The 20833-nt window shown below is 44.3% G+C and carries 19 protein-coding genes; 13 read left to right on the forward strand and 6 right to left on the reverse strand.

Going from position 1 to position 20833, the window contains the following annotated elements; all coding sequences use genetic code 11:
* Positions 1-45 precede the first annotated feature (45 nt).
* From VER99_RS07600 to rsmF, 4 genes are all read left to right on the forward strand, one after another.
* Positions 46-1842 (forward strand): ABC transporter ATP-binding protein, encoded by a 1797-nt coding sequence (locus tag VER99_RS07600; protein ID WP_020333305.1) that lies wholly within the window; start codon positions 46-48, stop codon positions 1840-1842.
* 27 nt (positions 1843-1869) lie between these two features.
* Positions 1870-3117, forward strand: a complete 1248-nt coding sequence (locus VER99_RS07605) for a paraquat-inducible protein A (protein ID WP_020333306.1) — start codon at positions 1870-1872, stop codon at positions 3115-3117.
* Positions 3110-5758 (forward strand): MlaD family protein, encoded by a 2649-nt coding sequence (locus VER99_RS07610; RefSeq protein ID WP_020333307.1) that lies wholly within the window; start codon positions 3110-3112, stop codon positions 5756-5758. Before VER99_RS07605 ends, VER99_RS07610 begins: the two co-directional genes overlap by 8 nt.
* Before the next feature lie 142 nt (positions 5759-5900).
* Positions 5901-7337: a 16S rRNA (cytosine(1407)-C(5))-methyltransferase RsmF gene (gene rsmF, locus VER99_RS07615; protein ID WP_020333308.1), complete on the forward strand. Its 1437-nt coding sequence runs from the start codon at positions 5901-5903 to the stop codon at positions 7335-7337.
* A gap of 319 nt (positions 7338-7656) precedes the next feature.
* Here the strand turns inward: rsmF and VER99_RS07620 are convergent, their stop codons facing one another.
* Positions 7657-8490, reverse strand: coding sequence for a CvfB family protein (locus tag VER99_RS07620; protein ID WP_014231899.1), 834 nt, complete (start codon positions 8488-8490; stop codon positions 7657-7659).
* A 184-nt stretch (positions 8491-8674) separates the two neighbouring features.
* Between VER99_RS07620 and VER99_RS07625 the strand changes: the two genes are divergently transcribed.
* Positions 8675-10027 carry a hypothetical protein gene (locus VER99_RS07625; protein ID WP_020333309.1) on the forward strand — a complete coding sequence of 451 codons (1353 nt, stop codon included), beginning with the start codon at positions 8675-8677 and terminating at the stop codon, positions 10025-10027.
* A gap of 16 nt (positions 10028-10043) precedes the next feature.
* Here the strand turns inward: VER99_RS07625 and VER99_RS07630 are convergent, their stop codons facing one another.
* Positions 10044-10541, reverse strand: a complete 498-nt coding sequence (locus VER99_RS07630) for a PaaI family thioesterase (RefSeq protein ID WP_014231901.1) — start codon at positions 10539-10541, stop codon at positions 10044-10046.
* 422 nt (positions 10542-10963) lie between these two features.
* Here VER99_RS07630 and VER99_RS07635 point away from each other — a divergent pair, with 422 nt between their 5' ends.
* Together VER99_RS07635 and VER99_RS07640 are read left to right on the forward strand one after the other, a co-directional pair.
* A complete protein-coding gene (locus VER99_RS07635; RefSeq protein WP_020333311.1) occupies positions 10964-12016 on the forward strand; it encodes a 3-deoxy-7-phosphoheptulonate synthase in 1053 nt (350 codons plus the stop codon).
* 28 nt (positions 12017-12044) lie between these two features.
* On the forward strand, positions 12045-12527 hold the full coding sequence (locus VER99_RS07640) for a YajQ family cyclic di-GMP-binding protein (RefSeq protein ID WP_014231903.1): 483 nt from the start codon (positions 12045-12047) through the stop codon (positions 12525-12527).
* Positions 12528-12596: 69 nt separating this feature from the next.
* Here the strand turns inward: VER99_RS07640 and VER99_RS07645 are convergent, their stop codons facing one another.
* Positions 12597-13517: a precorrin-2 dehydrogenase/sirohydrochlorin ferrochelatase family protein gene (locus VER99_RS07645; protein ID WP_020333312.1), complete on the reverse strand. Its 921-nt coding sequence runs from the start codon at positions 13515-13517 to the stop codon at positions 12597-12599.
* A 461-nt stretch (positions 13518-13978) separates the two neighbouring features.
* Between VER99_RS07645 and VER99_RS07650 the strand changes: the two genes are divergently transcribed.
* Positions 13979-15007 (forward strand): amino acid ABC transporter substrate-binding protein, encoded by a 1029-nt coding sequence (locus VER99_RS07650; protein WP_020333314.1) that lies wholly within the window; start codon positions 13979-13981, stop codon positions 15005-15007.
* 44 nt (positions 15008-15051) lie between these two features.
* Here VER99_RS07650 and VER99_RS07655 read toward each other — a convergent pair whose 3' ends face one another.
* Entirely contained in the window at positions 15052-15180 is a 129-nt protein-coding gene (locus tag VER99_RS07655) for a hypothetical protein (protein WP_255212190.1), read from the reverse strand.
* Between the two features lie 53 nt (positions 15181-15233).
* Here VER99_RS07655 and VER99_RS07660 point away from each other — a divergent pair, with 53 nt between their 5' ends.
* The 4 genes from VER99_RS07660 (at position 15234) to VER99_RS07675 (ending at position 19226) form a co-directional block, all read left to right on the forward strand.
* Complete coding sequence (locus VER99_RS07660; RefSeq protein ID WP_014231907.1) at positions 15234-16439, forward strand: amino acid ABC transporter permease; 1206 nt, start codon at positions 15234-15236, stop codon at positions 16437-16439.
* A 1-nt stretch (position 16440) separates the two neighbouring features.
* A complete protein-coding gene (locus tag VER99_RS07665; RefSeq protein ID WP_020333315.1) occupies positions 16441-17538 on the forward strand; it encodes an amino acid ABC transporter permease in 1098 nt (365 codons plus the stop codon).
* A gap of 23 nt (positions 17539-17561) precedes the next feature.
* Positions 17562-18311 (forward strand): amino acid ABC transporter ATP-binding protein, encoded by a 750-nt coding sequence (locus VER99_RS07670; RefSeq protein ID WP_020333316.1) that lies wholly within the window; start codon positions 17562-17564, stop codon positions 18309-18311.
* A gap of 252 nt (positions 18312-18563) precedes the next feature.
* Entirely contained in the window at positions 18564-19226 is a 663-nt protein-coding gene (locus VER99_RS07675; protein ID WP_014231910.1) for a Bax inhibitor-1/YccA family protein, read from the forward strand.
* Between the two features lie 74 nt (positions 19227-19300).
* Here VER99_RS07675 and VER99_RS07680 read toward each other — a convergent pair whose 3' ends face one another.
* Positions 19301-19675: a hypothetical protein gene (locus tag VER99_RS07680; protein WP_020333317.1), complete on the reverse strand. Its 375-nt coding sequence runs from the start codon at positions 19673-19675 to the stop codon at positions 19301-19303.
* A 369-nt stretch (positions 19676-20044) separates the two neighbouring features.
* On the opposite strand from VER99_RS07680, the gene VER99_RS07685 reads away from it, so the two are divergent.
* Complete coding sequence (locus VER99_RS07685) at positions 20045-20374, forward strand: TusE/DsrC/DsvC family sulfur relay protein (protein ID WP_014231912.1); 330 nt, start codon at positions 20045-20047, stop codon at positions 20372-20374.
* On the opposite strand, the gene yccX is transcribed toward VER99_RS07685, so the two are convergent.
* Positions 20375-20647 carry an acylphosphatase gene (gene yccX / locus VER99_RS07690; protein WP_014231913.1) on the reverse strand — a complete coding sequence of 91 codons (273 nt, stop codon included), beginning with the start codon at positions 20645-20647 and terminating at the stop codon, positions 20375-20377.
* Positions 20648-20833 lie beyond the last annotated feature (186 nt).

Consider the following 20833-nt stretch of genomic DNA (forward strand, 5'->3'; position numbering starts at 1 on the left):
CTAAAATGCTGACCTACTTTATAATAGGACTTATTCTCAATTACAATGATTAAGAAAGATGACACTATTAGCCGTTCTTGGTTGATAACACAAGTAAAAAAGCACAAGTCCAAGCTAATTCTAGCGAACTTGATTGCTGTTTTGGCAACTTTGATTAGTGTTCCAATCCCTCTTCTTATGCCACTGATGGTGGATGAAGTCTTATTGGATCAACCCGCCAATGGCATAGCTGCTATGAATGCTGTTCTTCCAGCAGCGTGGCACACTCCTACTGGCTATATTTTCTTTACGCTGTTTTTGGTCGTGCTTATGCGCGCAGCCAGTCAAGCGCTCAACATCGTTCAAAGCCGTCAATTCACGCTGGTATCGAAGACGATTACCTTCGAAATGCGCAGCAAGATGATCGACAAACTAGGCCGAATCAGTATTCGCCAGTACGAGACGAAAGGCAGTGGCGGTATCAACGCTCACTTGATCACTGATATTGAAACCATTGACCAGTTCATCGGCTCTACTCTGGCGAAGTTTGTCGTTAGTTTACTGACCGTTATAGGAACTGCAATCGTTCTTCTTTGGCTAGACTGGCGATTAGGTTTATTTATCTTGCTGGTTAACCCTGTCGTTATCTATTTCTCTCGTAAACTCGGTAGCATGGTCAAGCACCTGAAGCGTAAAGAAAACCACTCGTTTGAGCTGTTTCAAACGCGCCTGGTCGAAACGTTAGATGGTATTTATCAGCTTCGTGCCGCCAATAAAGAGAGAGAATTTCTTCAGCAACTGAAAAACAGTGCCGATCAAGTTCGTGTCGATGCAGATAAATACGCCTGGCAATCTGAAGCGGCAGGTCGTGTATCTTTCTTACTGTTCCTAATTGGTTTTGAGTTATTCCGTGCAGTGGCCATGTTGATGGTGCTGTTTAGTGACCTGACTATTGGCCAAATTTTTGCGGTGTTTGGCTATTTGTGGTTTATGTTGTCCCCTGTTCAGGAGCTGCTTGGTATCCAGTTCTCCTGGTACAGTGCCAAAGCAGCATTAAAACGCATTAACGATCTGCTTCTGCTGGAAGAAGAACATCGACCGCCGTCAAAAGTGAACCCTTTCACCGATGATCGCGAAGTGGATGTGAAAGTAGAGAACGTCAATTTCTCTTACAACAGCGAGCACAATGTGCTGGACAACCTCTCTTTGCATATTCCTGCAGGTAAGAAAGTGGCTTTGGTCGGCGCAAGTGGCGGTGGTAAGTCGACATTAATTCAGCTACTGATTGGCGTATATCAGCAAAATTCCGGACACGTTCGTTACAATGATGAGCTCACGCAGGATATAGGCTTTGACGTGATTCGTGATAAAATTGCCGTGGTATTACAGCAACCTATATTATTTAACGATACCTTAAGGCATAATCTGACTCTCGGTGGTAACTTCGATGAGATGTCATTATGGCGTGCGTTAGATGTCGCTCAGCTACAAGATGTCATTTCTCAGTTAAACCACGGATTAGATACACAAATTGGCCGCAATGGTATTCGATTATCAGGCGGACAACGTCAGCGCCTCGCGATAGCCAGAATGGTATTGAGTAACCCTCAATTTGTTATTTTGGATGAAGCAACGTCTGCGTTAGATACAGCGACAGAAGCTGCTCTGCACAAGGCGTTAACAGAATTCTTGCGGGGCAGGACAACCTTAATTGTCGCGCATCGTCTGTCTGCTGTGAAACAAGCCGATTTGATCTATGTGCTTGAAGATGGAAAAGTAACACAAACCGGGACCCATGGAGAGTTAGTTGAGCAGGAAGGCTTATATCAAACCTTATATGGTGGCATTCAGTCCCACGCTTAAAACATTCTGTTCAGAGAGGTCGTTGTGATGGCCTCTCTGTCTAAGCACGCCATGAAACCTAACCGAGTCCGCTTGTGTCAGGGTTGCGAACTTCCTGTCGATATTGTCGAGTTACCACAAGGTAGACATGCCTACTGCCCTCGTTGCGGTACACAATTGTATCGTGGTGGACAGCACAGTTTATCTGGCAATTTAGCCATCGCTGTAACGTGTATCCTGTTATTTATTCCGTCCCACTTTTTTAATTTCATCAGTATCAGGCTGTTTGGCGTTATGATTCCGGCAACCTTACCGTCGGGAATGATTACCTTGATGGAAGAAGGCTTCGTGCTTCTTTCGCTACTGATCCTTTTCTGTAGCTCTATCGCGCCACTTACCGTTTGTGTTTCTGTCGTCACGGCCCATATTTCAATCCATAAGCGTTGGTTTAATGGGCTGCGTGTTTCTCTTTGGCTGATCCAGCACCTTAAACATTGGGTAATGCTGGATGTATTTTTGGTCAGTATCGCCGTAGCCTGCTTCAAACTGCAGGACTATTCCGACATTTTTGTTGGTCCGGGTTTAATTGGCCTTGGCTTATTGCAGATATTTACTGTACTTCTGGTTTCCCGAATCAGCGTGCGTCGCTACTGGGAAGTGTGGCAACCAGAGGCCACTTACCAGTTTGAACACAAAGATGTGCACTGCCATGAATGTCACTTGTCGCAACCTGAGAATGACTCATGTCACCGTTGCCAGCACGAGCTTTACCATCGTAAGCCGCATTCAATTCAAAAAACATGGGCTTACCTGATTGCCGCAACCGTAGCGATTTTCCCGGCTAACCTGATCCCTATTTCAATTTTGATAACCAATGGCCAGCGCCTTGAAGACACTATTTTTTCCGGCGTTGCGTCATTGATAAACAGCGGTATGTACGGCATTGCGGCAATTATTTTTGTCGCCAGTATTGTTGTGCCCGTGGTCAAAATTCTCAGCCTTGCCTACATCATGCTGTGCATCAAATTCAGACGTACGGTGTTCAGGCGACAAAGAATGATGATTTACTTCGCAGTAAAATGGATCGGTAAGTGGTCTGTCATGGATTTGTTTGTTATTTCTATCATGATGACCTTGATTGATCGTGGTCAGATACTCGACTTCACACCGGGGCTTGGCGCAGTAGCCTTCGGTTTAGTCGTGGTGTTTACTATGCTAGCAGCAGACAGTATCGACCCAAGGTTAATCTGGGACCAGCCCCAAAAACAATCAGAAAAAGAGTCAATGAATGAGTGATCAGAACAGTTCTCAAACGTCATACGTGCCAGACATTAAGAGGAGTAAAGGCATATCTCCCCTATGGCTGCTGCCGATTTTGACAATGGTTTTAGCCGGCTGGCTGGTGGTGAAATCGATACACGATGCTGGTCAGCGCATTCAAATCTACTTTTCCGATGCAGCAGGCTTAGTGGCTGGAAGAACCACCATCCGTTATCAAGGTATGGAAATCGGTATGGTTCGTGACATTAACCTGACCGAAGATTTGGGCAGCATCTACGTTGATGCCGACATCTACCCTGAAGCCATCAAACTGCTGAATGAGAACACCCGTTTTTGGCTTGTAAAACCAACCGCCAGCCTCAGTGGCATCTCCGGCTTGGACGCGCTCGTTTCTGGTAACTACATTTCTATTCAACCAGGCGACAGTGACGAGTTAGAAACCGTTTTTCATGCCCTCGACACTGTTCCCACGGACCTACGTGTGACTCAAGGTTTGAACATCAAACTGACTAGCCGGGATTTGGGTGGCGTCTCGATTGGGTCTCAAATCGTTTATAAGAAGATCCCTATTGGCGCGGTATACAGCTATCAGTTGGATGATGATGCTAAATCCATCACCATTCAGGCAAACATTCAGGAACAATATCGTCATATCATTAACGATCGCAGTCGTTTCTGGAACGTAAGTGGCATTGGAGCAAACATTGGCTTTGGTGGTGTCGACGTTCGCTTAGAGAGTATGAGTGCCCTTATTGGCGGCGCTATCGCCGTGGATTCGCCTGATGACGGTGAACCTGTCGGTGAAAATACTCAGTTCCGTTTATATAAAGATTTGAAAACCGCGGGACGAGGCATTGCCGTTAAAATTGTACTACCCGATGACAATAAAGTGAGTGCTGAAGGTGCTCCTATCATGTATCGCGGACTCGAAATTGGTCAGGTGACGGACTTAAACCTTTCTGAAGGCCGTGAAGTCATCATCGCCTCGGCGGCTGTACAGCCTGCATTCAGTGACATGCTGACAACCGGAACTCGATTTGTTTTGGAAGAGGCGAAGGTTTCCCTTTCCGGCGTCGAAAATATCGCCAACCTGGTGCGCGGTAACTACCTAACGATTGTTCCCGGTGAAGGCGAACGCTCTCGTCAGTTCACCGCTATCCGTAAAAATGTATTCAATCAGCAACAAGAAAAATCGATAGCGATTAGGCTAACTTCTGATAATTCATTTGGCTTGGACAGTGGCGCAAATGTGCTCTACAAAGGCATTGTAGTTGGCTCAATTATTAAAGTTGGGTTAGTCGAGGAAGGCCAGCAAGCGCAACATGAAGTCTATATGGATGTACTCATTGACCATGAGTACAAGCACTTGCTCAAATCGAACAACCGATTCTACGTCACAGGCAGTGCTTCGGCTGAGCTGACCGAGTCTGGGCTAAGCGTTACCGTACCACCTGCCAAACAGCTACTGACAGGCTCTATCAGTTTTGTCAGCGCAGGCGCAGCGAGTATTCAGAACGAATATCAACTGTTCCAAAGTGAATCGTTAGCAGAACTGGCGCAAAACAACCGCCGCGGTTCTCAAGTTCTTACCCTATTTGCGCCTGAATTACCTTCGGTTTCAAAAGGCAGTCCTCTACTCTACCGCAATCTACCGGTGGGTAGCGTCTCGGATTTTCATTTGGTTGATGGCGGCGTGGTTATACAGGTGAGCATTGAAAATCGCTTTGCTCACCTTTTGACCTCTCAAACGGTTTTCTGGAACCGTTCAGGTATTGAGATTGATGCATCCCTAGCAGGCGTGAGTGTTAAAGCTCATCCTTTAAAATCGCTCATCCAAGGTGGCATCGCCTTTGATTCTGTTCCCGGCGTTGAAAACAAAATCGGTGACCGCTGGAAGCTCTATGAGGATCAAAAAACCGCACGCAAATTCGGTCGTGTTATATCTCTGACAACGGACGGCACTCAAGAAGTGGTGAAAGGCATGCCTATCACTTACCAAGGTGTGACTGTGGGTGAAGTGACCCTTGTAGTGCCAGACTTCAGACGCAATTTGGTCGAAGTAACGGCGCGTATTTTACCTGAGTACGTATCTGACATTGCCGTCGAAGGTTCTCGCTTTTGGCTTACTGAGCCAGAAATTGGCCTTGGTGGGGTGAAAAACCTTGGCGCGTTGGTTTCGAAATCGATCAGTGTGAAACCAGGTAAAGGTAACGGTGCTTTTAGTTTCAAATTAGAGAAACAATTTGATCAAGTCCATGGTGTGATGTTCACACTTCAAAGTGAACAACGCGGTTCAGTACAAGCTGGAACGCCAATTTTGTATCGTCAAATGGAAGTTGGTCAGGTGACCGATGTTCGCTTGGGCGAATTCGCCGATCGCATTGTCACAACAATCAAACTAAAACCGGAGTATGCCTACCTTGTGCGCCAGAACAGTGTGTTCTGGAACGTATCAGGCGTCGATGTCTCGATAGGTCTTACTGGTGCCAATATCAAAGCGGGAACCATTGATAGTATTGTGCGTGGCGGAATCGCCTTTTCGACACCGGAACAATCGCAAATTCTGCCTGCTGCTAAAAATGGCCAAACCTTCTTCCTCTACCCTCAGGCAGAAGAGAGTTGGCTGCAATGGCGAACAGCAATTCCTAAGCCATAGCTAACATTCCTATGCTACAGTTTTAAGGCAATAAAAGAGCAGCACTGGCTGCTCTTTTTTAATCCCCCACGTTCGGTGGCTATTCGTTTCTGCGCGACTTTCGTATATTATTTGCGGCAAATTCTGCAAACGAGATTCCACATTGCATCCTAATGTATACATCCCAGACGCGTTTCTGGAAAAAATCCAAACCATCCTACCTACTGGCCTTAACATGGAAGACTTTGTTTCTTCCTGTCAAAAGCCATTACGTAAAAGTATTCGCGTCAACACACTAAAGATAAGTGTCGAAGCGTTTATCCAACGAGCAGAAGAAAAAGGCTGGAAACTTTCACCTGTACCTTGGTGCGAGAGTGGTTTTTGGATTGACGCAGATGAGTCACAAGTACCATTAGGAAATACTGCAGAGCACATGTCTGGATTATTCTACATTCAGGAAGCTAGCTCAATGATGCCCGTGTCTGCCCTATTCATGAACGACGAGGCTTATCATGCTGTTCTTGATACCGCAGCGGCTCCGGGATCAAAAACGACACAGATCGCAGCGCTAATGAACAATGAAGGCGTCCTCGTTGCGAATGAGTACGCTGCAAGCCGTGTAAAAGTTCTGCATGCAAACATTGAACGTTGCGGTGTCCGTAACGCCGCGCTCAGTAACTTTGATGGCCGAGTATTCGGAGGCTGGCTACCAGAACAATTCGATGCGGTTTTACTGGATGCACCGTGCTCTGGCGAAGGTACTCTTCGAAAAGACGAAGACGCAATGAAAAACTGGTCACAAGAATCGGTTTTAGACATTGCGGATACACAGAAAGATCTCATTGAAAGTGCCTTTCACTCATTGAAACCCGGCGGTGTCCTGGTTTATTCCACCTGCACTTTAAGCACAGAAGAAAACCAGCAAGTCTGTCATCATTTAAAAAACACTTTTGGTGACGCTGTAGAGTTTGAAAGTCTGGAAAATTTGTTTGAAGATGCCAAAGCCGCTCTTACCGAAGATGGCTTTTTACATATCTTCCCTCAGGTTTACGACTGTGAAGGTTTTTTTGTCGCCCGCATTCGTAAGCACGCTTCGGTGGAAGCGCCAAAGGTGAAAAAGCGCATGGGTAAATTCCCATTTAGCAAAGCATCGAAAAAAGAGTCTGCTGAGATTGCTAATCAGCTTCACAAAGCATTGGACGTTGAGCTTCCAGATGACGGTGCGGTTTGGCTACGCGAAAAGGACGTTTGGTTATTCCCTAATGCACTTGAGCCAATGATTGGTGAGCTGCGTTTCTCGCGGATGGGGATAAAAATCGCTGAAGCACACAAAAATGGTTACCGTTGGCAGCATCAGGTTGCGACCGCTCTGGCCACAGGTAAAGAAACCAATGCTATCGAGCTGACAATAGATGAAGCTCGCGAGTGGTATATGGGACGTGACGTTCGCCCACAAACTGTTCCTGAGGGTGCAAAGACTGGCAAAGGCGAAGTGTTTGTCAAATATCAAGGAGCCATCATTGGCTTAGGAAAATGGGTCAGCAATCGTATTAAAAACGGCCTACCCAGAGAATTAGTACGAGATAAAAACTTATTTTAATATTTTTTATCTCGTCACAACTAAACGAAAAATAAAAGAAAAGCCATCGTAAACACGATGGCTTTTTTTATTAAGAGTATTAATGCACTGCCACGCTCTAGCGTTCCGAGTGGCCTGTACTAAACTAAATATATTAACTCAGAGCATTATTACTGCATCTTATATAGCTGCACAAACAAACACTCAAAAATAAGCGATTAAAAAGGTTTTAGCGTAGGCTCCTCGGAGCCATTTCCCCTAGGCCCAAAAAATGGAAGCGTTTGGGCCGCTTTTTTTCTCTCATTTCGAAAAGTTATATTTTAAGTACCTTGCCGTCTCGCTATGCCAAGCGAATACCGTCTTTTTCGATAACGATTTTACCTTGCTTGTACAGACCACCAATGGTTTTTTTGTACGTGCCTTTACTGGTGCGAAATGCTTCAAAAATCGCTTCTGGAGAAGATTTATCATTAAGAGGGAGAAAACCGCCCTTCTTCTCTAACTGCTCAATGATCTTGCAAGAAAGGTCATCCATCTTAGCGACACCGACTTTTTGTAACGCCAGATCAATTTTGCCGTCTTCTCGGATTTGCTTAATAAAACCTTTCAGCTTTTTGCCAATATACAGTTTGCCGAAAACATCTGAAGGGAAAATCATACCCCAGTGTTTACCGTTTACGATCGCTTTGTAACCAAGCTGACTGCGTTCAGCAATGATCAAATCGACTTGCTCGTTTATTTCGTAGTTAGCGGGTGTTTTATCCAACCACTTATTGAACTTCGTCGTACCAACAATTCGACCCGACGCTTTATCGGTGTACACGTAAACTAAGATCGTTTGACCAGCAGAAAAACGCGTGCGCTGCTCGCTAAATGGAATGAGCAAATCTTTATCTTTGATACCCCAATTAACAAAAGCACCTGTCTTGTTGACACCTTCGATCTTCATCAGGCCCCATTCGCCCACTTGAGCGACTGGTGTTTCAATGGTCGCAGCCAGTTGGCTTTCTGAATCAAAGTATAAAAATACGTCGATTTTATCACCAATTTCTGTGCCCTCTGGGACATGTTTGTTTGGCAGCAAAACAGAACCGTAATCATCACCATCCAGAAATACGCCAAAATCCGCCTTTTTAATGACTTCTAGGCTGTTAATTTGACCAATTTTAATCATTGATTTTGTCTCTTTTTAAATTTACGTGGAATTATACCTAAACTAACAAGAAAATCAGAGAGAAAAGCATATCGCTCTGTTATGCTGTTATTGTCTACCCCAATCATTCTCTTAGCAATCTGGTACTTATATGAACCGCACAATTTTCGGGGTAAGAATGCTTTAGCAAAGTCAGGAGCTTTTTTTGGTCACCGTTGATAAACAAGATTCAATCACATTAAAAATCAGCCATGAGCTAGCAAAAAGTAAAAGTGTCGACCTTGATATTTACTTCTTTGTCCCTGGTGAGCTTGGCTTAAGTGCCGACATCATCAGTGAATCAGAATTCTATTACACCTCTATCACACAACAGCGCTCCTACTACAGTACGGAGATTCTACTTCCTTTGGTTCACAGCCGACTGGCTAAGCGAGGACGCCTCTCGAATCAACAGTACCGTGTCAGTTTGAGTTTGTTCGCTTATCAATACGTCATCGCCTTAGACAAAGCCGTTGCCAGTTTGAATAAGCTAGAAAGTAACTCCGTCACGGAAGATGAAGTTGATGAAGTTATCGAATTGGCTATCGCGATTTTAAAACGCCTTCGTCGTGGTATTCCTTTTGAGGAGAACCTCAAACGTTATTACGTTAACATCGACAACTATTTGTCGTGGTACACAGAGCAAAAATTCTTGTCACTCGTCGCTCATTTGCCGCGAGAAGGCGATTACAGCACGATCAAGAAGCGTTTGATTACCCTGTGTGAAAAAGAGCAAGCACATCGTAAGTTAAATAAATATAACTCACCCAAAGTCACCGATGAAGTGACGCGACTCTCCAATAAAATGCGCCTGTTGAGACGTCTTATCGAGCACCCAGTTGTCCTGCGTGAACAAACGGTTTCAATGGGGAAAAACGTTAAACGTGCGATAAAAGGTATCGCAACCGGTTTGGTGATGGTTGTCGTAACATCAACTGTGATCCTCGCGCGTGATTATTTGGGCGAAATTTCGGCATCCTTCATTATCGCCATGTCCTTCATCTATGCCCTACGCGAAATTTTTAAAGATGATCTTCGCGATGCCATGTGGCGCTGGATACGTAAAGGAAAGCCCAAATGGCGTAAGAAGTACATTGACCCGACCACTAAGAAAGTCGTTGGGAAAAAGTTAGAGTGGCTCGACTATAGAACGCTTTCTAGCTTGCCGGACAAGATTCAACAGATCCGTAAAAAACGCGTCGTTCAGCGAGAAGAGCAGATTCTTCACTATCAGGAAAAGACGGAAATGGCGACATCGATGTTTTTAAGTGGCTATGAGCAAACGCGACAAACCCTAAACATTAGCTTAAGACCCATTATTCGATTAATGGACAAAGGGTCAAACCGCGTGTACCACCTAAATGAAGGTCAAGTCACCAAAGAATCGGTTGAGAAACGTCACCTCATCAATGTGATCGTCAAAGAAGACAACCACACTGATGAACCCGTGTACTACCGTTGGAAAGTGGTATTGAACCGGTCAAAGATAGTATCGATTGAGAAAATCGAATTGAGCTAACGAAAATAGTTAACGATTAAGCAGCCTTCTTTTTTTGTTGTGCTGCTTTTTTAATGGAAAGCGTCAGGTAAAACTCTGCCATTGGCTCATCGCCATGAAGAGACGGACAAAGTGCCGTAATTTTTACATCACGATTGATACGCTCACCCGTCTCCAGCGTGTAGTCCAGCATTTCGTCGATTAAAGGACCATCATCACAGATAAAATGAACATCAGCTTCTGGTCGTTTTAAAAACTCCGCCTTCACGCCTTTAAAAGCCAAAGAAATCGGCTCACCTTTCTCCTGAGCTTTACTCATCGCCAAAAAAGCCCCCGCCACATCAGCGCCAACCGCTAACGCACCGAAATACATGCTGTTAAGGTGGTTTTTGGTTCTTTTGCGCAGAGGAATTTTTACTTCAACATGCTTATCGTCGATATCTATGATTTTTGGACGACAAAGCCAGATTAATGGAACTTTAGTGAAACCGAATACTTTCAAGTAAAGGTTTGCGCGACGTACTGCAGATAACATTTTGGTCTCCTTACCAACCTAACACAGTCAGTTAATCAAACGCTCGTTTTAATGTCAAAAAGTTGTTAACAAAACTTGATCTACCTACTAAATTATTCGTCATAAACACATTAAAAAGTGACAGCGTCACCCAGACAGACTATCGTTTCTACACAGGCTAATTTCACCTGACTTTATCGATAATTAAAGTATTGAGAGCGCTTGCTGTTTTTGCCACTGTGTTCAACACCGCCGTAGCTGGTGGTGAATCGTTACGTAACTATCTCGTGATAGTATGCTTTCAGGTTGTTATAAAAGAGTAACAACCTTATAAGCGTTTCACGCTATTTGGGATTTAGAGGCGAAGAATCCCGTGAAACAGTTTATTCCTGCCAGTAATTCCGTTATCTTTACCCCTTCGCAACAGAGAATAAAGCTATAAGATGCCTATAAAAACAGATGAATTGAGAACCCAACCTTTGGGTCCAATGCCTACCCCAGCGGAGCTAGGTAGTGAATATCCTATTACGGATGACGTTGCAGACCGTATTGCTCAATCTCGACGTCAGATTGAAAAAATCTTAACGGGTGAAGATAAGCGTCTTCTTGCGATCGTTGGCCCTTGCTCTGTCCACGACACAGAAGCCGCGATCGACTACGCTACGCGTCTGAGCGCAATCCAGGATAAGTACAAAGACGAGCTATTTATTGTCATGCGTACTTACTTTGAAAAACCGCGTACAGTTGTGGGTTGGAAAGGCTTAATTACCGATCCAAACCTTGACGGTTCTTATGCGTTAGAAGCTGGCCTTCATAAAGCGCGTAAACTGCTACTGGATATCAACAAGCTTGGTCTTGCCACCGCTACTGAGTTTCTTGATATGATTACCGGTCAATACATTGCGGATCTGATCACTTGGGGCGCTATCGGCGCACGTACCACTGAGTCTCAAATTCACCGAGAAATGGCATCTGCACTCTCATGCCCGGTAGGCTTTAAAAATGGTACCAACGGTAATGTAAAAATCGCGATTGATGCGATTCGTGCTTCTAAAGCGTCACACTACTTCTACTCTCCAGATAAACACGGTCGTATGACGGTTTATCGCACAAGTGGTAACCCATTCGGTCATATTATTTTACGTGGCGGCGAAAAAGGTCCAAACTTTGACGAAGCTTCAGTTAAACAAGCTTGTGACGCACTGGCCGAGTTTGACTTACCGCAACGCCTAATCGTCGATTTCAGCCATGCTAACTGCCAAAAGCAACACAGAAAGCAGCTTGATGTCGCGAAAGATATCTGCCAACAGATTAAGTCTGGCAGCACACGCGTTGCAGGTATTATGGCAGAGAGCTTCATCATTGAAGGCAATCAGCCAATGACTGACATTAACAACCTGACATACGGTCAATCAATTACCGACCCTTGCCTGAGTTGGGAAGATACAGTGACAATGCTAGATATGCTGGCTGACGCTGTAAAATCCACTAAGTAATTAATAACAAGATAATCAAGGAATCTTCATGCCATCGTTTGATATTATTTCAGAAATCGATACGGTTGAACTACGTAACGCCGTTGATAACGCTAACCGTGAACTATCTACTCGTTTCGATTTCCGCAATGTTAATGCGAGCTTTGAGCTAGTAGAAGAAAATGTAAAAATGTCTGCTGAAGGCGAATTTCAGCTGAAACAAATGCGCGACATTTTACGTGGTCACCTAGCAAAACGTAATGTCGATGCAAATGCTATGGACTCTCAAACACCAGAAGTGACTGGCAAAAACTGGCATCAGAACATCGTATTCCGCCAGGGTATTGATACGCCGACGGCTAAAAAGGTGGTTAAGCTAATTAAAGATGCGAAGCTGAAAGTACAAGCTTCAATCCAAGGTGATAAAGTGCGCGTCACGGGTAAAAAGCGTGATGACCTACAAGCGACCATGGCAGCTATTCGTGAAGCAGAACTAGGACTACCTTTCCAGTTCAATAACTTCCGCGATTAATCATTAGCGCAATAAACGAAAAACGCCGACGAATCATCGTCGGCGTTTTTGTATATTCTAGGTCGAGTTCTAGATCACGAGATCTTGTCCCTGCAGCAACATGAATTCACTGGTTCCTTCAGGAATAAATACACAGACGCGTAAGTTGTCTTGTTTTGCCTTCGCAAGCATGTCAGATAACTGTGCGGCGTTTGAAAACGATTCTCTCTCGGCGTCTCTTCTCACCAGCTCCATCGCGTCTGATTTACACTTCGTCGAGTATAACGCCAGTTCAGCTTGCTGCATGTAACGAACCGCTTTAATTGGCAACATTTCAACGTCTTTACCCACATGAATCCAAGTGCAATTGCCCTTTTCATCAAGAGGCGATGCCATAGTCGCTTTGTAGATGGTTTCTAAATCTCTATTGTCACGCGCATTTTCAACATCAGGATTCGAAAAGAATTGCTCCCAAAATTTACGACGCAAATCGACACTTGGTAACGCCTCTTTAATCGAGTTGCGCTTTGAGTTTGCAAAGTCAGCCATCAGACCCATGTTCTGTGGAAGAATCATTTCTAACTTTTCACGAATATTACGAATCAAAACGGGTGACGCCCCACCACTCGAAATGGCTATCTGAATACGCCCACGATTGATCATCGAAGGGGTAATGAAGTCGCAGTATGGTTTGTCATCGACCACATTCACTAAAATGCCCAATGCTTTAGCATCTTTGTAAACCTGATGATTCAAATCTGGATTGTCCGTTGTCGCCCAAACCTGAATAAAGCCTTTTGTGACAAGGTCACTTGAATAGAAACGCTGAATCCAATGTAGTTGATTCTCCTTCGCCAGTTTAGCGAGATAGTCAACTAAGGTAGGCGAAACCACTGTGACATCCGCCCCTGCCTTTATTAAGGCCTCAACTTTTCGGCTCGCGACTTCACCGCCGCCAACAACGAGAACTGGTTTATTGATTAAGTCTAAGAACAGAGGAAAATATCGCATCTCAACCTTTGATTACACTAATTAACTATTAAAAACCATGCTACCAAAAATGGGGCATGGTCATCACCTTGTTTCGTTGACACAAATAATTTTTGTTCGAATTTTAACTGAACATAGCTGAGGTCAGCTAATGACAGTTTTAATAACGACGTTTTATTCTCTATTTGCGCCCGCTTGTTCGTTGAATGTTCTGATGCACCATCTTGAATACCAGTTGCACTATTTACAAACAATTAACATTTCGTCATTCTAAAACCTGAGGAATTTTGTAGGTTCTCTTAAAATTCCATTTAAATTATATATTTGAGAATTCACAGATCCTTTTCTACGCTTATATTTGATTGGTTGCTCGAATACCGTTTCTTCGAAAATCAATCACGTAGGACATAACACAACACAAAATTGGACACGCTAATTTTAAGTCACATTGATTTAACATGGATCATACAGGAAGGACACAAATGGCAAATAAACTAACAATTCTTGCTTCCGTCGTAGCGGCTTCTACTGCAATGATGGCAACATCAGCACAAGCTGCAGACTCTACTTTGGACAAAGTAACAAAACAAGGTTTTCTTACTTGTGGTGTAAGTACTGGTCTTCCGGGCTTCTCAAACCCTAACTCAAAAGGTGAATGGGAAGGTATCGACGTAGAATATTGCCAAGCACTGGCTGCTGCCGTTCTTGGGGACAAAACGAAAGTGAAGTACGTTCCTCTAACTGCAAAAGAGCGTTTCACTGCACTCCAATCTGGTGAAATCGATGTTCTTTCGCGTAACACCACCTGGACACTACACCGTGATACAGCTCTTGGCCTGAACTTCGTTGGCGTAAACTACTACGATGGTCAAGGTTTCATGGTGAAGAAAGATCTTGGTCTGTCAAGTGCTAAGGAGCTTGATGGCGCATCTGTTTGTGTTCAATCAGGTACGACGACCGAGCTAAACCTTGCGGATTACTTCCGTAATAACGGCATGAGCTACAAGCCTGTAGTATTTGATACAGCCGCTCAAACGTCGAAAGGTTTCGATTCTGGTCGATGTGACGTGTTAACAACGGACCAATCTGGTCTGTACGCGCTGCGTTTAAACCTTCAAGACCCTTCATCAGCAGCAGTTCTTCCTGAAATCATTTCAAAAGAGCCTCTAGGTCCTGTTGTTCGTCAGGGTGATGACCAGTGGTTTAATATTGCCAAGTGGACCCTATCTGCGATGATTAACGCGGAAGAGTACGGCATCACTTCTAAGAATGCGGATGAGATGTTGAAATCTGAAGATCCAAACGTCAAGCGTATCCTTGGTGTAGACGGTCCTCAGGGTAAAGGTCTGGGTATCCGTGACGACTGGGGCTACCAAATCGTTAAGCAAGTAGGTAACTATGGTGAGAGCTTCGAGCGCACTGTTGGTAAAGGTTCACCTCTTGATATTTCTCGTGGTGTGAACGCACTATGGAACGAAGGTGGCTTCATGTACGCATCACCTATCCGATAGAAACAATTATTTAGGGCGGTTAATCCGCCCTTTTTCGTTGTCTATTAATCTGGATGAGTAAGGAAACTCACCACTGGTGATAGCTGAGCCCAGTAATAAATAGGATTGATAGCGTTAAACCAACGCTTATGGTCTGTCATTGCCGGTGCACCAGATTTAACGGCCAGTAACAACCCCTTACTCCTGCAGAGTGATATCTATAACTAAGGTTTGAGGTTAACGCTGTATGGAACCGACTAAAGATGCATCGCTAAGTACGATGTCCAAACCAAGTGGAAATAAAAGCCTATTTTATAATCCCGCTTTTCGTTCCGCTCTTTTTCAGATCATTGCTGTAGCTGCATTGGTATTTTTCTTTTATACCATCATCAACAACGCGCTAAATAACTTAGATGCTCGAGGCATAGCTACGGGTTTTGATTTTCTTAATCAGGAAGCAGGCTTCGGTATTGGCCTTACGCTGATTGAATATAACGAAACCTATTCTTATGGCAGAACTTTTGTCATTGGTTTACTAAACACCGCGCTGGTTTCAGTGTTGGGTATTATCCTGGCAACTGTGATTGGTTTCACCATGGGTATTGCTCGTCTTTCTTCTAACTGGTTAGTTAGCCGCTTAGCAGCGGTATATATTGAGACATTTCGAAATATCCCTCTTCTTCTACAAATCTTCTTTTGGTATTTCGCCGTTTTGCAGGCATTGCCTTCAGCACGACAAAGTATCAGCCTTGGCGAAGCTATCTTCTTAAACGTTCGAGGGCTCTACCTCCCTGCTCCAATATTGGAAAACGGCAGTAGTGTTGTTATCGCCGCGTTTATTATCGGGCTGGTTGCGACTATCTCCATCTCTATTTGGGCGAAGAACAAACAGCGCCTGACTGGCCAGCAAACTCCGATGGGACGAATTGCTTTAGGATTAGTCGTTGGCTTACCTTTGGTCGTTTATTTCCTTGTTGGTATGCCTATCTCTCTGGAATACCCAGCCCTAAAAGGCTTTAACTTCCAAGGCGGCATCAGCATTATTCCTGAGCTTGCGGCTCTGTTGGTCGCGCTGAGTGTTTATACCGCAACATTTATCGCAGAAATCGTGCGTTCTGGTATTAACGCTGTGAGCCATGGTCAAACTGAAGCGGCGATGTCTCTTGGTCTACCGCGTACCAAAACGCTAAAACTTGTGGTCATTCCTCAAGCTCTGCGAATCATTATTCCTCCATTAACCAGTCAATATTTGAACTTAACCAAAAACTCGTCATTGGCAATGGCTATCGGCTATCCGGATCTTGTGTCTGTGTTTGCGGGCACGACCCTAAACCAGACAGGCCAAGCCATTGAGATCATCGCGATGACAATGGGCGTTTACTTAGCGTTAAGTTTGATTACTTCCGCGTTAATGAACCTGTACAACCGTAAAGTAGCACTGGTGGAGAGATAATATGAGTACACATCAATTTCAGCCTGATCTCCCACCGCCATCAAACACGGTCGGTGCGGTAGGTTGGATGCGTAAAAACCTGTTTAATGGACCAGTAAACTCTATTGTTACCATTATTCTGGCCTACTTAGCATTTACTGCTTTGTGGAACATCGTCGATTGGGCGTTCATCAACGCGGATTGGGTAGGAACAACACGTGATGCATGTAGCCGAGAAGGCGCGTGCTGGGTATTCATCAGCGTACGCTGGGATCAGTTCATGTACGGCTTCTATCCAGAGGCTGAACTGTGGCGCCCTCGCCTGTTTTATATCTCGCTAGCGATCCTGACTGCGCTTGTTGCTTATGAGAAAACTCCAAAACGCATGTGGATTTGGCTATTTTTAGTCAATGTTTATCCATTCCTAGTTGCCGGTCTACTGTACGGCGGTGTGTTTGGACTGGAGGTGGTCGACACTCATAAATGGGGTGGATTACTTGTTACCTTAATCATCGCGCTTGTGGGTATCGTTGTCTCGTTACCGATTGGTATTGTCTTAGCTCTGGGCCGTCGCTCTGATATGCCAATTATTCGCAGCATGTGTACTGTCTACATCGAAGTATGGCGTGGTGTGCCGCTAATCACCGTCTTATTCATGGCGTCGGTAATGTTGCCACTGTTTATGTCGGAAGGTTCAGAGACAGATAAACTCATCCGTGCACTTATCGGTGTGGTGATGTTTGCCGCAGCCTATATGGCAGAGGTGATCCGCGGTGGTTTACAAGCGATTCCAAAAGGGCAATACGAAGCAGCAGATGCACTTGGTTTAAGCTACTGGAAGAAAACAGGGTTAATTATTTTACCTCAGGCGCTGAAGATCACGATTCCTTCTATCGTGAATACCTTCATCGGCCTGTTTAAAGATACCAGTCTGGTACTGATCATCGGTATGTTTGATGTACTGGGCATTGGGCAAGCAGCAAACACCGACCCTGAGTGGCTCGGATTTGCGACGGAAAGTTATGTATTTGTCGCGTTAGTGTTTTGGGTATTTTGTTTCGGCATGTCTCGCTATTCGATATGGCTCGAAAACAAACTTCATACCGGTCACAAACGATAACTCATTAAGATCAAGGACGTATTATGACGCAACAACAAAACTATATGATCCAGTTGAAGGACATGAACAAGTGGTACGGTGAGTTTCACGTACTGAAAAACATCAACTTAAACGTGAAAAAAGGTGAAAAGATCGTTATCTGTGGGCCTTCGGGTTCAGGAAAATCGACCATGATTCGCTGTATTAACCGATTGGAAGAGCATCAGGCAGGTGAAATCTTTGTTTCGGGAACCGAACTGACGGAAGACTTGAAAAACATCGAAGCGGTTCGTCGTGAAGTTGGCATGTGTTTTCAGCACTTCAACCTCTTCCCTCACCTGACCGTGTTGGAAAACTGTACACTTGCGCCTATTTGGGTTAAGAAAATGCCGAAAGACGAAGCTGAAGCCATTGCGATGAAGTATCTTCAGCGCGTTAAGATCCCTGACCAAGCGGATAAATACCCGGGTCAGCTCTCTGGTGGCCAGCAACAACGTGTGGCAATCGCTCGTTCTTTGTGCATGAATCCAAAAGTGATGTTGTTTGACGAACCCACATCTGCACTCGACCCAGAAATGGTGCGTGAGGTGCTGGATGTTATGGTTGAGCTGGCAGAAGAAGGCATGACCATGTTGTGTGTAACGCACGAGATGGGTTTTGCGAAAGAAGTGGCTGACCGGGTGATCTTTATGGATGCCGGTGAAATCATCGAAGAAAATAATCCGAAAGATTTCTTCGAGAACCCGCAATCGGATCGTACTCAAAACTTCCTATCGCAAATTTTACACCATTAATATTTTGCGCTAGAGACACTCTAAAAGGCACTGATTTCAATAGGAACAGTGCCTTTTTCAATACGTCGTCAGTTATGGTAACGTTATCTACGTTCGCTATATCTGGCAGTAATATTGTGTTACAAGTTATCACATACATAACGTCTTATTTCTATTATTATTTTGTCATAGCGATACATGGTTAGGGCTTGATTTTTTGAACTTTCAACCCCATAAATGTACTTATAAGAAAGTCTCTTATCGAGGAAGAATATGAACAGTCCAATGTTTACCCGCACTTCAACACAAGAAAGTGCTCTACAAACGAACAAAGTATTGCGTAATACTTACGCCCTACTGTCGATGACGCTTCTATGGTCAGCTGTGGTTGCTGGCGTATCAATGGCGTTTAACCTACCACGTCCGGGCATCATCCTTATGTTGGTTGGTTTCTATGGTCTGCTTTTCCTAACAGAAAAGAACCGTAACAACAGCCTTGGATTGGTTTTCACCTTCCTGTTCACAGGTTTCTTGGGTTACACGATTGGTCCAATCCTAAACATGTACATCGGTGCAGGTATGGGTGACGTTGTACTGACCGCTCTAGGTGGTACGGCTATATCGTTTATGGCAGCCTCAGCATACGCGCTAACAACTAAGCGTGACCTATCTATGATGGGCGGCCTGATGTTGTCTCTGTTTGTGGTACTTGTGGTTGGTATGATTGCAAGCATCTTCATTCAGTCAACGATTCTACACTTGGCAATGAGCAGCTTGTTCATCGTGTTCTCAACCATGGCGATTCTGATGACGACTCAAGGCATCATCCGTGGCGGTGAGACGAACTACATCTCTGCGACAGTGACGCTATACGTATCAATCTACAACATCTTCATCAGCCTACTAAGCATTCTAGGCATCATGAACGACGACTAATCAGTCAGATTGAATAGAATTAAAAAAGCCCGAGGGTACACACCTCGGGCTTTTTGTTTGTTCATATATTGCTTTTACACTTGCTCTAGTTCGAGATCGACGACTTCATCCGCTTCAGGGTTCTGCCTAAAGCGCCTTACTTGAATAGTCTGCTCACCCATCATGATCTTTTTAGCGATTCGGTGCATACCATCAAACACTCTATAATCGCTGGTCAATATGACTGGATACGACAAATCAGCTTCGTTTATGCGCTTACAATGCAAGGCAATTTCACGACACGTTGGTAGTGGCCCGTTAACATTGAACCATGTCACTTCATCTGGACCATTGATTTGGTCGATTGGAATCTCTTCTATTGGCAATGATTCTGCTAGCTGCCAAATTCTTTCTATAAACCAAGTTGATTTCACGCTGTCATTAATTTCAACGTACCTTTGTTTCGACATGACTGACTCCCTGTCATCATTATTCAATTAAGCTCATCAAAGATAATACTCAATCAGAGTCAGTACAACGCTATAACTCACTCAATTAAAAAAGAAACCGCTAGTATCCTCGTCTTCACAAATGTAAGAGTAGATGTAAAAACGATCAATTAACGCATGTTTATGCAAAGTCAGCTGTATTTACCCCGAGGATTTTCTAACACAGTGAATGAATAGCTAAATTTTTGAATAAACAAATAAAAAGCAACCTACGCCATAATTTGGTTGCTTTTACTGCGCTTGAACGTATGGTGAGATTATTTAGTTGAGAAGTTCCACGCCTGTACGCTAATCTATAAACATCAAAGATTACTTATCGGATAGAACGTTATGTTCGTTTACAACGGCAAAGAAATTGAAACCGATGCTCAGGGTTACTTGTTGGACCATACTCAATGGGAAGAAGGTATGATTGAGTTATTGGCAGAAGAAGAAGGCATTGAACTAACCGAAGCTCACTTAGAAGTCGTCCACTTTGTTCGCGACTTTTATGAAGAGTTCAACACCTCCCCAGCAGTAAGAATGTTGGTTAAGGCGATGGAAAAAGCGCACGGACCAGAAAAAGGCAACAGCAAATACCTGTTTAAGCTTTTCAAAAAAGGCCCTGCAAAGCAGGCAACCAAACTGGCTGGACTCCCGAAACCAGCGAAATGCCTTTAATCATAAAATTTTGAAGCCGCGGTATGGTTTATATGAAGCGTTTTCATGCGATACGCTTTCGACAGTTGCCGTCCGTGGCCCCTCTTTCAACCACTCAGTAAACTCATCAATTTGTGTTTCAGTGCCGCAGGCAACCACTTCCACATCGCCATTATTTAGGTTTTTAGCGTAGCCAGTCAGACCCAGCTTCAATCCCTGATGTGAGGTTTGATACCGAAACCCCACTCCTTGAACAAGACCTTTTACTACATACTTTTCACACTTTAGATTCATCGTTATTTCGCTTCTTATAATGGTTATTGCAGACCCATCAAGCCTTTCAATAAGCGTAGCGGGTTTTTAAATCAATTATGGAAGAAAATCCGACTGGCGGGATTGATAAGTCTCTCATTCACCTAAATTTCAAATAAAGTGGGCTTGATTTTAAGCAACAACCCCAAGAGTGACACCGTAACTCGC

This window comes from Vibrio natriegens NBRC 15636 = ATCC 14048 = DSM 759 (assembly GCF_035621455.1).
GTDB lineage: Bacteria > Pseudomonadota > Gammaproteobacteria > Enterobacterales > Vibrionaceae > Vibrio > Vibrio natriegens.

What these genes read in the sequence shown, in the direction of transcription:
- VER99_RS07650 (WP_020333314.1), top strand. Translation starts at nt 13,979, where the DNA reads ATGGCAAATAAACTAACAATTCTTGCTTCCGTCGTAGCGGCTTCTACT.
- VER99_RS07640 (WP_014231903.1), top strand. Translation starts at nt 12,045, where the DNA reads ATGCCATCGTTTGATATTATTTCAGAAATCGATACGGTTGAACTACGT.
- VER99_RS07630 (WP_014231901.1), bottom strand. Translation starts at nt 10,541, where the DNA reads ATGTTATCTGCAGTACGTCGCGCAAACCTTTACTTGAAAGTATTCGGT.
- VER99_RS07660 (WP_014231907.1), top strand. Translation starts at nt 15,234, where the DNA reads ATGGAACCGACTAAAGATGCATCGCTAAGTACGATGTCCAAACCAAGT.
- VER99_RS07665 (WP_020333315.1), top strand. Translation starts at nt 16,441, where the DNA reads ATGAGTACACATCAATTTCAGCCTGATCTCCCACCGCCATCAAACACG.
- VER99_RS07675 (WP_014231910.1), top strand. Translation starts at nt 18,564, where the DNA reads ATGAACAGTCCAATGTTTACCCGCACTTCAACACAAGAAAGTGCTCTA.
- VER99_RS07685 (WP_014231912.1), top strand. Translation starts at nt 20,045, where the DNA reads ATGTTCGTTTACAACGGCAAAGAAATTGAAACCGATGCTCAGGGTTAC.
- VER99_RS07680 (WP_020333317.1), bottom strand. Translation starts at nt 19,675, where the DNA reads ATGTCGAAACAAAGGTACGTTGAAATTAATGACAGCGTGAAATCAACT.
- VER99_RS07605 (WP_020333306.1), top strand. Translation starts at nt 1,870, where the DNA reads ATGGCCTCTCTGTCTAAGCACGCCATGAAACCTAACCGAGTCCGCTTG.
- VER99_RS07635 (WP_020333311.1), top strand. Translation starts at nt 10,964, where the DNA reads ATGCCTATAAAAACAGATGAATTGAGAACCCAACCTTTGGGTCCAATG.
- yccX (WP_014231913.1), bottom strand. Translation starts at nt 20,647, where the DNA reads ATGAATCTAAAGTGTGAAAAGTATGTAGTAAAAGGTCTTGTTCAAGGA.
- VER99_RS07645 (WP_020333312.1), bottom strand. Translation starts at nt 13,517, where the DNA reads ATGCGATATTTTCCTCTGTTCTTAGACTTAATCAATAAACCAGTTCTC.
- VER99_RS07670 (WP_020333316.1), top strand. Translation starts at nt 17,562, where the DNA reads ATGACGCAACAACAAAACTATATGATCCAGTTGAAGGACATGAACAAG.
- VER99_RS07620 (WP_014231899.1), bottom strand. Translation starts at nt 8,490, where the DNA reads ATGATTAAAATTGGTCAAATTAACAGCCTAGAAGTCATTAAAAAGGCG.
- VER99_RS07610 (WP_020333307.1), top strand. Translation starts at nt 3,110, where the DNA reads ATGAGTGATCAGAACAGTTCTCAAACGTCATACGTGCCAGACATTAAG.
- VER99_RS07600 (WP_020333305.1), top strand. Translation starts at nt 46, where the DNA reads ATGATTAAGAAAGATGACACTATTAGCCGTTCTTGGTTGATAACACAA.